Here is a 12446-nt window from a genome sequence, read left to right as displayed (position 1 = left end):
GGGTTCAGGCGGCCTTGGCGCGCCGCTTCACCAGCTTGCGCACGAACTCGGCGATCGGGCCGACATCCTCCGGGGTGTTGAGCAGGGCAGGGGATCCCGAGCCCTCGATCACGTAGCCCTCGGCGTCGCGGCGCCGGCGCAGCATTTCCTCGAACGTCTCGCGCCGCACCTGCTCGGTGAGTTGCGTCCGCATCAGCAGCAACGGGGCGCTGGCCAGGGCATCATAGAGCTGCCATTGCGGCACCAGGATATCGTCGTGCTCAAACGACTCGAGCAAGCCGGTGAGGTGCGGATCGAACAAGGCGCGGACACGGTTGCGCTTGTCGAGAAAGTGGGTGCGGGCCGCTAGCACATCGAGCAGCCCCTCTGTCGCCGCCGGGTAGTCTGGCGCCAGCATCCGGCGCGCCATGGTCCGAAAGCCCGCTTCGGAGCGGTTGCCCTCGAGGTCCCGAAGGTTGTTGCGCAGGCGGACCAGGCCGCGCGGATCGGAGACCGGCCCGGCATCGATGAGCACTGCGCCGGACAAGAGGTTCGGCCGCTCGGCCGCCAATGCCATCACCACCTGGCCGCCATAGCCCTGGCCGACGAAAATGCCGCCATCAACAGCCAGCGCCGCCAGCACCTGGACCAGCTCCAGCGCATCGACGGTCGAGATGTAGCGCGATTTGTCGGTGCGATCCGACGAACGGCCGCGGCCTTTCAGGTCGACCAGGACGATCGGCCAGTCGTCGCCGTAAACGCGGTGGAAGTGGTTCGCGAAGTCGGCGAAATCCAACATGTTGCGCTGGTAACCGGGCACGCAGACCAGGGGAATGCGCCCGCCGGCCAGCCGACCGGAGATGTGGACCGCGACCTGTTCGTCCGCCGGCCCGACAGTGTAGCGGGTCACCGGCAGAGTGGCGAAACTGCGATGATCATCGGGCGACAGACGCGGGCGGGAGAACATCATCGAGCAATAGCAGAATTTGCGGCCGTCCCAACTGTCGGCCCGCGAACTATCCCGGGATCTTTCTGAGTGCCTCGCCGATGCTCAGGTCGTCTTTGCCCAGGCGGGCCCGGTAGACGAGATAGTTGCCCAGCACCCGCTTCACATAGGTCCGCGTCTCCTGGACGGGGATCAGTTCCACCCACACGACCGGGTCGATCGCATCGGAGCGCGGGTCGCCAAAAGTGTTCACCCACTTGCGGGCGTTGCCGGCGCCGGCATTGTAGGCGGCAGCGGCGAGCAGCAGCGAGCCGTCGAAGCGTTCGAGCTGCGCCTTGAGATAGGTCGAGCCGAGCAGCGCGTTATACTCGCCGTCGCTGGTCAGCCGGCTGGCCGAGTACTTCACGCCAAGCTTGCCGGCGGTTTCCTTGGCGGTTGCCGGCATCAGCTGCATCAGGCCGCGCGCGCCGGCGGACGAGATGGCGTCGACCTGGAAGCGGCTCTCCTGCCGGGTGATGGCATAGATCGCCGCCGTATCCATCGCGGCCAGCTTGGTGCTCGGCAGGCCGTCCTTGGGGAAGTTGAACAGGTCGAGCGGGATGCCGCGTTTCTCCGCCGTATCGGCGATGGCGATAGTGAGATGGTGCGCATCGAGTGCCTGGGCGAGCTTGGCCGACAGCAACAGATCGGCCCCGTCGGTAAAGCCCTCCGCGAAGCTGCGGAGCAGGGGAACCGCCAGTTCCTTGTGGCCATTGTCGGCAAGCAGGCGCACGGCGCGCACCTGTTCCCGGCTCTCGAAGCCGGCCTCGGCCTGTTTCCAGGCGGGCATATCGCGCAGTTCAGCCGACGGCTTGCCAAGCGCCGAGCGGGCCAATTGACCGTAGTAGATGGTGCCGAACGCCGCGGCCTTGCTGAACGCCTCGGCGGCGCCGGCTTCGTCACCGAGAGCCTGCCGGGCCCGGCCGAGCCAGTAGTTCGCCTGGGTGACCGAGTCGGGGAGGGTCGAATGCTTGGTCATTTCCTCGAAATGCGGGGCCGCTGCCTTGGCATCCTTGAGGAACGACAGCGCGATCCAGCCGGCATGGAAATGCGCCTCGACCAGTCGGCCATCCGGTCCTTCCCGATAGCCGTCAGCCGCCTTGTAGGCCCGCTTTACTTCGCCCAGCGCCAGCAACTGGCGGGCGAGGGTGCGGCGCTCGTACCAGAACTCGGCGGCATCAACTGGCTCGCCCTTGGCCTTGTCCAGCCAGTTAATGGCGTCGTCCCAGAGTTCGAACTGCCGGGCGCGCTGCGCGCGGCTGAACTGGTAGACCGAGTTGGTGCGCATCGACGGATCGACGGCGTCGAGCAGCTTCTTGGCGTTTTTGGTGTTGCGCGACACTGCGTTGCGGGCCAGCGCCAGCGATTTCTGCGCCGGCGTCATGTACTGCATCAGCCGTTCGACGCCGGTGGCGCGATCATGCATCATCAGGTGCATGGCGCGAGCCCAATGGGCGTCACGATCGAGCAGCCCGCCGAGCCGGCTGAGCACCTTGGCCTCGGTGGCCTTGTCGAGAAAGTTCTCGGTCCAGATGGCGCGGGCGATGCGCGCGGCACGTTCCGTCTGACCGCTGCCGACATAGGCTTCGGCCAGCGCAATCTGCGCCGCCAGGGTGTTTGGCATGGCGCCGCCGAGCTGTTTGATCAGCGTCGCGCCGTCGGCCTTTTCCTTGGTCAGCGCTTCCTCGAGCCGGGTCTTGAATGCGGGGCTGCTGGCGAAATCGGGCGCGTCGGCGATGAACTGCTGCACCGAGGCAGCCGGCACTTCGCCGTTGCCGTAAAAGATAGCGGCCCACTGGATCGCATGGCGTTCGGCGGTGTCGGCGATGCCGCTGGCCAGCGCATAGGCATCTGCCTGCTTGCCGTCGGCGAGCAGATCGAGCGCCTCCTTGAAAGTAGCCGAGGCGGCCTTCGCATCGACGACCGGCGCCTTGATCGGGATCGAACCGGTGGTCACGGGATCGAGCAGCGAAGCCTCGACGGCGGGCGTCAGCGGCGGCCGGGTGACCGGCGTCACCACATCGGCAGTTGCGGTATCGTTGGCACGCGACAACAGGATCGGCAGCGTTGCAGCGCCGAGTACACCCAAGCCAACAATTCCAGTGGCGATCAGGCGACGCGCGCCCCTCGCAACAACCATGGTAACCGTCCTGTTGGTCCGCAATACGAAATCCAACAAGGTGCCCCCACCCTTGCAGCGTCCCAAGGTTGCACGGCGCGCGTGAACGTTTGGTTAGCCACTCGGTCCTTGTGGGTGTGCGTCGCGCCTCTATCGACAGCTTGCTTGTCGCGCCGCACGAGAGAAACTATGGTGCGCGACTATGGCCCCCCGATGATCGGGATGTGGCCACATTTTGGCCATACGGCCCACCAACCACAGCCGCGACCGCCAAGGGGCGGCGCCCATACGACGAGGAACTGACCCGAAATGTTGCGAGGTTCGATCACAGCGCTCATCACTCCGTTCGCGAACGGGGCGCTGGATGAGAAAGCCTTCAGCAACTTCGTCGATTGGCAGATCAACGAGGGCTCGCACGGGCTGGTGCCGGTCGGCACCACCGGCGAAAGCCCGACGGTCAGCCACGAAGAGCACCGCCGCGTCATCGAAATCTGCGTCGAGGTGACTGCCAGGCGCGTGCCGGTGATCGCCGGGGCCGGTTCGAACTCGACTGCTGAGGCGGTATCGCTGGCGCGCTTTGCCGAAGAAGTCGGCGCCGACGCCGTGCTGTCGGTGGTGCCCTACTACAACAAGCCGACCCAGGAGGGGATGTTCCAGCACTTCTCCGCCGTGGCTTCGGCGACGGCGCTGCCGATCCTCCTCTATTCCGTCCCGGGCCGCACCGTGGTCGACCTCTCGGTCGACACCATCGTGCGCCTCAAGGAGGCGCATCCGAACATCCTCGGCGTCAAGGATGCGACGGCCAACATGGAGCGGGCCAGCGCGCAGCGAATGCGACTGGGCGCCGACTTCGTTCTGCTCTCGGGCGAGGATGTGACGGCGCTCGGCTTCAACGCTCACGGCGGTCACGGTTGTATTTCCGTAACCTCCAACGTCGCGCCGCGTCTCAGCGCCCTGTTCCAGAACGCCTGCCAGCAGGGCAATTTCGCCGAAGCGCTGGCCCTGCAGGATAAGCTGTTCCCGCTGCACAAGGCGCTGTTCCTCGAGAACAATCCCGGCGGCGTCAAATACGCCGCCGCGAGGCTCGGGCTCTGCCGCAACGAGTTCCGCCTGCCGGTGGTGCCGGTGTCCAAGGACAACGAGAAGGCCATCGACGCGGCCTTGTCGCATGCGGGCCTGCTGCCCAACTAAGTGAGCGAGCAGCGAGTTGGGAGTGGCCAATGCGGCTGCTCCTGTTCGCCACTCGCTATTGGCTCGGAAGATCATGGCTAAGACACCCAACAAACCGGCGATGATCGTCACCGGCCCGATCGCGGAGAACCGCCGGGCCCGGTACGATTACGAGATCATCGACACGCTCGAGGCCGGCATCGTTCTGACCGGCACCGAGGTGAAATCGCTGCGCACCGGCAAGGCCCAGATCACCGAGGCCTATGCCTCGCCGGAACGTGGCGAACTGTGGCTGATCAACGCGCATATTCCGGAATACCTGCAGGCCAACCGCTTCAACCATGAAGAGAAGCGCCCGCGTAAGCTGTTGGTCAAAAAGAAGGAACTGGCGCGCCTCAGCCAGGACGTCGAGCGTGCCGGCAACACCATCGTGCCGATGAAGCTCTATTTCAACGAGCAGGGCCGAGCCAAGCTGCTCATCGGCGTCGGCAAGGGCAAGAAGAGTTTCGACAAGCGCGAAACCGAGCGCAACCGCGACTGGAACCGCGACAAATCCCGGATCATGAAAGAAGGCGGGCGCGGGTAGGGCCGATTAGCCCGAACCACGCGCCGCCTCTGTCATTGGGCGCTATTTCAGCGCTTCGCTGAAGAACTTTGCGAACGAGCCCTCGACCAGTGCACTGACCTCAGGCTGATCGCTGTAGAAGCCGTAGCCGTGGTCGGCTTCGGGGACGAGCACGATCGAGGCGGCGGGGTAGGCGGCGATGACGGCTTCGTTCTCGGCCGGCTTGATCACCACGTCTTTGTCGCCATGCACCACCAGCATAGCGCCCTTGTAGGCGCTGATGGCTTCGAGCGGCTTGGAAGCCAGCAATTCGTCGAACCACTGCTTGCTCAGCTTCTGCTGCTGCCCGAACATCGTCGTGTAATCGGCATAGCCCTCGTCGCTGGAAGCTTCGGCATAGAGCCGCTCGTACTCGGCTTCCGATCCGCCCGCGAAGAACAGCAGCAGATCCTTGCCCGGATTGGCTGATGGGGCGAGCAGGCCCATCGCCTTGTATGGATTGCCTTCGGTCTGGCCGACGGTCAGTGCGATGCGGCCGCCCATGCTGTAGCCAAGGATGCCGAGGCGAGCAGGATCGGCCGGGAAGTTCTGCAGCAGGTAGGCGAGGCTGGCGTTCGAGTCCGAGATCATGTTGCTGAGGTAGCCCTCGGTGAACGGCTCCTTGCTGTCGCCGCTGCCGGGGAAATCCATGCGGATCGTGAGGATGCCAGCATCGGCCAGCGCCCTGGCCAGGCGGGTGAAGCCGCCGCCTTCCTGCCGGCCGCCGCCGTGGCCGTGATTCATCACCACTGCGGGGAAGGGCCCCGCGCCATCCGGTACGACAACGGTGGCAGGGACGGCGCGGGCACCGTTCATCACGGTGACCTCGCTCACCGTCTCCGCCTGCGCCATCGTTGCGGCCACAAGGGCGAACGAGGCAATCAACATCGTCATTCCGGTCTTCACGACTTGCATAGGCGCTTCCCTTTGAAGGTACTGAGAAAAATCCGACTGACGAGCGTGTCACCGGCTCTCCCGGAGTGTCAACGGCGACCTTGGCCCACTCCAGCGCTCAATCGCATCCGCCTTCAGGGCTTGTCCTTGCCCTTGCCTTTGCCGGGGTTGCCCTGTTCGGTTGGGCCCTCATCGCCTTCCCCGCCATTACCAAGGCCATTATTGCCCTTCGCCTCGGTCGGGGGAGGCGGCGGTGGCGACAGCGGCACTGGAACGATGGGCGGTGGATCGGTCACGGCGAGGCGCTGAGCCGTCTCGCGCTCGATCTGCACCGGCGCGATGCATTGCGCAGGGCGGGTTACGCGGAAGTCGCGAAGCAACCGCGACTGCGAGGCGACATAGGGGAAGGCGCCGGCCACCTTGAGCCGCTCGGCCTCGCGCGTCACGATGTCGGCCTCGCGCTTTGAGACCAGTTGCGCCACGCCGCAGCGCTCGCTGAGCGTCACGCACTTTCCCCTTACCGGGCAGAGGATGACCGCGCCGTGGAACAGCACGACGTTGGTCTGCCCCGTCCGCCCCTCGACAGTGAAATCGAACTCGGTGCCGCGGATGCCGATCGTGCCGGTGGGCGTGGCGATCCTGTAGGCGTTCTTGTCGCCGTTACCGGTGATGAAGCGGAAGGTGCCGGCCAGCGCGTTGATCGCGAACTTCTCCGGCGTCCCATCATTGCGCATCAGGTAGCGCTCGATCACGAGGCTCGAGCCACGGCCGATAACGAGGCGGGTCTGGTCGGAGAACACAACCTGCACCTCGCCATTGAGGCCGGTGACCACGGTCTCGCCTTCGCGCAGCTCGGAACCCTTGAGCAGGCTGACCCGCGCCTGACCGAAACCGCCCGTCGCTTCCGGCCGGACCTCGGCGACCTGGCCAAGTGAATCCGCTGCCTTGGCATCCGCCGTCAGCAGTGCGACCAGCAGTGCGAAGAAAATCCCAAGACGCGGCATGACCGTGGACCTCAGTCCCTGTCTGTTCGCGTATTAAGACTTTGTTTACGTGCGAGTTCAACTGTCGATTTCGTGAGCACGACAGACGGCGGCGCCGTTGCTCTTGGCAGGATGCGGCGTCTACGCGGTAATCGCCCGCGCCGCACGCCCCACGACGTCCTCGAACATCGCAGTGGTCAACACGCCCGTGTTCGTGTTGTAGCGCGAGCAGTGGTAGCTATCGAACAGCGTTGCGCCGCTCGAAAGCTGGTGCTCGACGCCGTGGCCGAAGGCGAATTTCGAGCGTTTCTCGCCCAGCGTCGTCAGCAGCGAATCGTGCGCGATGCGACCGAGCGCCAGGAAGGCACGGGGACGGTGATGCGCGATAGCCGCGCCGAGGAAGGGCCGGCAGGTCTTGATCTCGTCGCCGGTCGGCTTGTTCTGCGGCGGAACGCACCGCACCGCATTGGCGATCAGCACGTCCTGCAACTCGAGCCCATCATCCGGCCGCTGCTGGTAGTGCCCCGTGGCGAGACCGAACTTTTCGAGCGTGGCGTAGAGCAGGTCGCCGGCATAATCGCCGGTGAACGGCCGGCCGGTGCGGTTGGCCCCCTTCAAGCCTGGCGCAAGGCCGACGATCATCAGCCCGGGGTGTTCGTCGCCCCAGGTGGGCACCGGCCCGTTGAAGTAGTCCGGATAGGCGCGCTGGTTGTCGTGGCGGAACGCCACGAGGCGAGGGCAGCGCGGGCAATCGTGCGGCGGGTTGGTCTCAGGCAATCGCAACCGTCAGGGCTGGAGCGGCGTTCAGGAAAAGTTGCAGACTTTTCCGGTTCGAACGCGCGACAATCAAGCGATTCCAGCATTTCTCGTCTCGATAAACGAGAAATGCTGGGGGACTCAGCTTCCCTTAGGGTCCACGGTCGCCATGGTGCGGTCAACCGGCGCGCTTCGTTCCACCTGCGGCGATGTGCGGTCGACCGGCGGGGTACGGCCGACGATCTTGGCGAGATCAGCGACGTCCATGAAGAAGTCCGCCTGCCGGCGCAGGTCGTCGGCGATCATCGGAGTCGGCGTGGTGAGCGTCGAGACGACCGTGACGCGCTTGCCCTTGCGCTGCAGCGCCGCCACCAGCGCGGTGAAATCGCCGTCGCCGGAGAACAGCACCAGGTGATCGTAGTACTGGCTCATCTCGAGGGCATCGACGGTGAGCTCGATATCCATATTGCCCTTGATCTTCCGGCGTCCGGAAGCGTCGGTGAACTCCTTGGCGGGCTTGGTAACGACGGTGAAGCCGTTATAGTCGAGCCAATCGATCAGGGGCCGGATCGAGGAGTATTCCTGGTCCTCGACCAGGGCGGTGTAGTAGTAGGCGCGCAGCAAGTACGACTTGGACTGAAACTCTGCGAGCAGCCGGCGATAGTCGATGTCGACGCCGATGGCCTTGCTGGTCGCATAGAGATTCGCGCCATCGATGAAGAGAACTATCTTCTCGCGCGGATCAATTGACATGCCTGTTCTCCTGACCGGGGCGGCCGGCCTCTCAGGCTGCCCGGCATAAACTATCGTTGGCTTACCGCTAGGATCGAAGGGTAGCCCATTTAAGGCGTGGTCCGCTCCCTAAGTTCGGAATACGCGCTTAATCCCGGGAATTTGCAATCCCCATAAATTCGGAGCCACTCGGTCGGGATTCGCCCCCGCGGCCCAAACCATTGTTCCGTCACACGAAACAAAAACTGCGTAGGCGTCATATCCCTGTGGTAAAAACACGCTGTTGTGTCCCGAGACTGAAAACCTTGTGCCCACCGACCCGGTCGTGTATGAGGGCCGCTTGATCCCACAACAACCTGGAGACGTACGTGGCCCGCGTCACCGTCGAAGACTGCATTGAGAAGGTTGAGAACCGTTTCGACCTCGTGCTGATGTCAGCGCACCGCGCTCGCATGATCTCGGCTGGTTCGTCCATCACCGTCGATCGCGACAACGACAAGAACCCGGTCGTGGCGCTGCGCGAAATTGGCGATGGCACCATCTCCCCCGAAGACCTGCGCGAGGACCTGATTCACTCGCTGCAGAAATACGTCGAGGTCGACGAGCCCGAAAAGCACGCCGCTCCGCTGCTCGATGCCAACGCCGACGAAGACAGCGACACCTTCGACACCATCAGCGAAGACGAACTGCTGCGCGGTATCGAATCCCTGGCTCCGCCGGAGCGCCGGGACGACTAAGCTCCGATTGATCGGCGGTTGATCTCGCATATATAGTCTTGAGGCGTCGGGCGTTTCCGCCCGGCGCTTTTTTGTTTGCATCGTCGGTCGGGCGAGATCAGGAAAGGTCGTTGGACGTTTCCGGGCAACCTCGCGCCGAAGAGACGTGAGCCGCCGAGGCGGGGCCGCGTAGGAGAGTGCGGTAACCCTATGATGCGTCAGTACGAACTCGTCGAACGGGTGCAGGCCTACAACCCGAATACCGACGAGGCACTGCTCAACAAGGCCTATGTCTATGCCATGCAGAAGCACGGCACGCAGAAGCGCGCCTCGGGCGACCCGTACTTTGCCCACCCGCTCGAAGTCGCCGCCATCCTCACCGATTTGAAGCTCGATGACGCCTCGATCGCGGTGGCGCTGTTGCACGACACCATCGAGGATACCGACGCGACGCGCGCCGAAATCGACCAGCTGTTCGGGCCGGAGATCGGCGCCATTGTCGACGGGCTGACCAAGATCGACCGGCTGCAGCTGGTGACCCGCGAAGAAGCGCAGGCGGAGAATCTCAGAAAACTCCTGCTCGCCATCTCGGCCGACGTCCGGGTGCTGCTGGTCAAGCTCGCCGACCGGCTGCACAATATGCGCACGCTCGACTTCATGCCCGAGAACAAGCGCAAGCGCATCGCCACCGAGACGATGGATATCTATGCGCCGCTGGCCGGCCGCATGGGCATGCAGGACATGCGTCAGGAGCTCGAAGACCTGGCGTTCCGGGTGCTGCAGCCGGACCACTACAAGGCGATCACTGACCGGCTCGACGAGATGAAGTCGGAGTTCGCCGACACCATCAAGACCATCAAGACCGAACTCAGCGAGAAACTGAAAGGCGACGGCATCGACGCGCGGGTTTCGGCGCGGGTGAAATCGCCCTGGTCGATCTTCACCAAGATTGAGCGGAAGCAAATCGCCCTCGAGCAGCTCTCGGACATGATCGGCTTCCGGGTGATCGTGCCGAGCGTCGCCGATTGCTACCGGGCGCTGGGGATCGTCCATACCAACTGGAAGGTCGTGCCCGGGCGGTTCAAGGACTACATCTCGGTCCCCAAGCACAACGACTATCGCTCGATCCACACCACCATAGTCGGGGTCGGGCGGCAGCGCGCCGAATTGCAGATCCGCACCGAGGAGATGCACCGCATCGCCGAGCTCGGCATCGCCGCGCACGCCCTCTACAAGGAGGGGGCCACCGACATCCACAAGATCGAGAACGAGAGCAAGGCCTTCGTCTGGTTGCGCTCGACCATCAGCCACCTGACCGCCGGCTCCTCGACCGAGGATTTTCTCGAGTACACCAAGCTCGAGCTGTTCCAGGACCAGGTGTTCTGCTTCACCCCACGCGGCCGGCTCATCGCCTTGCCGCGCGGCGCGACGCCGATCGACTTCGCCTATGCGCTCCACACCGACATCGGCGACACCTGTGTGGGCGCCAAGATCAATGGGCAGATCGTGCCGTTGGTCACCCAGCTGCGCTCCGGCGACGAAGTCGAGATCATCCGCGACCAGAACCACCTGCCGCCCTCGAACTGGGAGACCATCGCCGCAACCGGCAAGGCCCGCGCCGCCATTCGCCGTGCGGTGCGGCTGCAGGCGCAAGCCCGCGCCTATGCGCTCGGCGAGCACATGGTTTCGATTCTGCTCGAGCGCGAAGGCTCCGGGCTCGACGATGCCGAGTTCAAGCTGCTCGCCGAGGGGCTGGGGCAGCCGGGCAAGCGCGAACTGCTGATCGCGCTGGGCGAAGGCAAGATCAGCGGCGAGGACCTCGACACCCAGGTGATGGAGGTCAAGGGCATCAAGCGGCGGCGCAAGAAGATCGACCTGCCGGTACCCGACAAGGCCGAGGGCTGGTTCGCGCTGAAGGCGACCGACGAATTCCGCTTCCGCGTGCCGGGCAACCCGCGCTCCGGTCCAAAGGCCAAGGCGGCGCTGACCCAGCTCGATTTCAATACCCGGGTCGAGGTGTCGCCCGAGGGCGTGGTGCCGGGCGACCGGCTGGTCGGCATCATGACGCCGGACACCCCGATCATCATCTACCCAATTCATTCTGACGCGCTGTCCGAGCTCTATGACAGCGACGTCGCCTGGATCGACGTGCGCTGGGACGTGGCCGGCCGCGAGGACCGCGATCATCCCTGCGTCATCTCGATGCAGGCCCAGAACAAGCCGGGTTCGCTGGCCCAGATTTCCACGGTGATTGCCGCCTGCGAGGCCAACATCCATAATCTGGTGATGCGCATGGAATCGCCCGATTTTCATCGGTTCATCTTCCAGATCGAGGTCCGTGATCTCGCCCAGCTCACCGACGTGCTGAACTCGCTGAAGCTGGCGGCCGGGATCTCGGATGTGCAGCGCGCCACGGTCGCCGAGGCCCGGGCGCTCGACCGGCTGGAATGGACTGCGCCCGAACGGCAAGAGGAGCCCGCGTGACCACTGACGAAGTACTGGACCTGTTCCGTGAGAGCGGCGCGCTGCTCGAGGGACATTTCATCCTCTCCTCCGGCCTGCGCTCGCCGATTTTTTTGCAGAAGGCCAAGGTGTTCATGCACCCGGCCAAGGCGGAAAAGCTCTGCCGCGCCCTGGCGGAGAAGATCCGCGCCGAAGGCTATGGCGATGTGAGCCAGATCGTCTCCCCGGCAGTGGGTGGGATCATTCCGGGCTACGAGACGGCGCGGCACCTGGGTGTGCCGGCGATCTACACCGAGCGGGTCGAGGGTAAGTTCGAGCTGCGCCGCGGCTTCGAGCTCGCGCCCGGCGAGAAGGTCATCATCGTCGAGGATATCGTTTCGACCGGTATCTCGATCCGCGAGTGCATCGAGGCGATCAGGAAGACCGGCGCGGATGTCGTCGCCGCGGCGTGCCTGATCGACCGCTCCGCCGGCGAGGCGGACGTCGGCGTGCCGCTGGTTTCGCTGGTCGAGTACAAGGTGCCGGCCTATCCGGCCGACGCCTTGCCGCCCGAGCTTGCGGCTATCCCGGCGATCAAGCCGGGATCGAGGGGGCTCTCATGATTATCGGTCTCGGTAACGACCTGTGCGATATCAAGCGGGTCGAAAAGACCCTGGAGCGTTATGGCGATCGCTTCACGCATCGGATCTTCACCGAGCTCGAACGGCAGAAATCGGATCGCCGGGCCCAGCGCGCGGCCTCCTATGCCAAGCGTTTCGCCGCCAAGGAAGCCTGCTCGAAAGCGCTGGGAACCGGCCTTAGTTTCGGCGTTTATTGGCGCGACATGGGCGTCGTAAACCTCCCTTCGGGCAAGCCGACCATGAAGTTGACCAATGGCGCTGCCCGCATGCTGGAGCGGCTTGTTCCGGCCGGCCACAAGCCACATATCCACCTGACCATTACCGACGACGGCGGCATGGCCCAGGCGTTCGTCATTATCGAGGCGCTGCCGGTTGACCAGGCGGCGGCCCTCCCATAACCACTTGACCCCCAGGGGTAGAGGCGA

General features: G+C 64.5%; 12 protein-coding genes. 6 read left to right on the top strand and 6 right to left on the bottom strand.

The annotated features are described in order from the left end of the window. Positions 1-4 precede the first annotated feature (4 nt). A complete protein-coding gene (locus ACSQ23_RS13900; RefSeq protein WP_436090966.1) occupies positions 5-949 on the bottom strand; it encodes an alpha/beta fold hydrolase in 945 nt (314 codons plus the stop codon). Between the two features lie 46 nt (positions 950-995). Further along, complete coding sequence (locus ACSQ23_RS13895; protein ID WP_436090965.1) at positions 996-3053, bottom strand: lytic transglycosylase domain-containing protein; 2058 nt, start codon at positions 3051-3053, stop codon at positions 996-998. Positions 3054-3392: 339 nt separating this feature from the next. Between ACSQ23_RS13895 and dapA the strand changes: the two genes are divergently transcribed. Beyond that, positions 3393-4274: a 4-hydroxy-tetrahydrodipicolinate synthase gene (dapA, locus tag ACSQ23_RS13890; protein ID WP_436090964.1), complete on the top strand. Its 882-nt coding sequence runs from the start codon at positions 3393-3395 to the stop codon at positions 4272-4274. A gap of 100 nt (positions 4275-4374) precedes the next feature. Continuing rightward, a complete protein-coding gene (smpB, locus tag ACSQ23_RS13885; RefSeq protein WP_055878984.1) occupies positions 4375-4839 on the top strand; it encodes an SsrA-binding protein SmpB in 465 nt (154 codons plus the stop codon). A 42-nt stretch (positions 4840-4881) separates the two neighbouring features. Here smpB and ACSQ23_RS13880 read toward each other — a convergent pair whose 3' ends face one another. From ACSQ23_RS13880 to ACSQ23_RS13865, 4 genes are all read right to left on the bottom strand, one after another. Then, positions 4882-5751 (bottom strand): alpha/beta hydrolase family protein, encoded by an 870-nt coding sequence (locus ACSQ23_RS13880; protein ID WP_436090963.1) that lies wholly within the window; start codon positions 5749-5751, stop codon positions 4882-4884. Between the two features lie 134 nt (positions 5752-5885). Further along, entirely contained in the window at positions 5886-6755 is an 870-nt protein-coding gene (locus ACSQ23_RS13875) for a FecR family protein (protein WP_055878980.1), read from the bottom strand. A 120-nt stretch (positions 6756-6875) separates the two neighbouring features. Then, positions 6876-7511, bottom strand: a complete 636-nt coding sequence (locus ACSQ23_RS13870; protein ID WP_244488442.1) for a uracil-DNA glycosylase — start codon at positions 7509-7511, stop codon at positions 6876-6878. Between the two features lie 120 nt (positions 7512-7631). Beyond that, positions 7632-8243, bottom strand: coding sequence for a LabA-like NYN domain-containing protein (locus ACSQ23_RS13865; RefSeq protein WP_055878975.1), 612 nt, complete (start codon positions 8241-8243; stop codon positions 7632-7634). Between the two features lie 347 nt (positions 8244-8590). Here ACSQ23_RS13865 and rpoZ point away from each other — a divergent pair, with 347 nt between their 5' ends. The 4 genes from rpoZ to acpS all read left to right on the top strand — a co-directional run bounded on the left by rpoZ (position 8591) and on the right by acpS (position 12419). Next, positions 8591-8959 (top strand): DNA-directed RNA polymerase subunit omega, encoded by a 369-nt coding sequence (gene rpoZ / locus ACSQ23_RS13860; protein ID WP_055878973.1) that lies wholly within the window; start codon positions 8591-8593, stop codon positions 8957-8959. A gap of 189 nt (positions 8960-9148) precedes the next feature. After that, positions 9149-11422, top strand: a complete 2274-nt coding sequence (locus ACSQ23_RS13855; RefSeq protein WP_436090962.1) for a RelA/SpoT family protein — start codon at positions 9149-9151, stop codon at positions 11420-11422. Then, positions 11419-12003: an orotate phosphoribosyltransferase gene (gene pyrE / locus ACSQ23_RS13850; protein ID WP_436090961.1), complete on the top strand. Its 585-nt coding sequence runs from the start codon at positions 11419-11421 to the stop codon at positions 12001-12003. The genes ACSQ23_RS13855 and pyrE overlap by 4 nt, the downstream gene beginning before the upstream one ends. Continuing rightward, positions 12000-12419: a holo-ACP synthase gene (acpS, locus tag ACSQ23_RS13845; RefSeq protein ID WP_055878965.1), complete on the top strand. Its 420-nt coding sequence runs from the start codon at positions 12000-12002 to the stop codon at positions 12417-12419. The genes pyrE and acpS overlap by 4 nt, the downstream gene beginning before the upstream one ends. Positions 12420-12446 lie beyond the last annotated feature (27 nt).

This window comes from Devosia sp. LjRoot16, assembly GCF_964252795.1.
Classification (GTDB): Bacteria; Pseudomonadota; Alphaproteobacteria; order Rhizobiales; family Devosiaceae; genus Devosia_A.
This window is presented reverse-complemented; position numbering and strand designations above follow the sequence as displayed.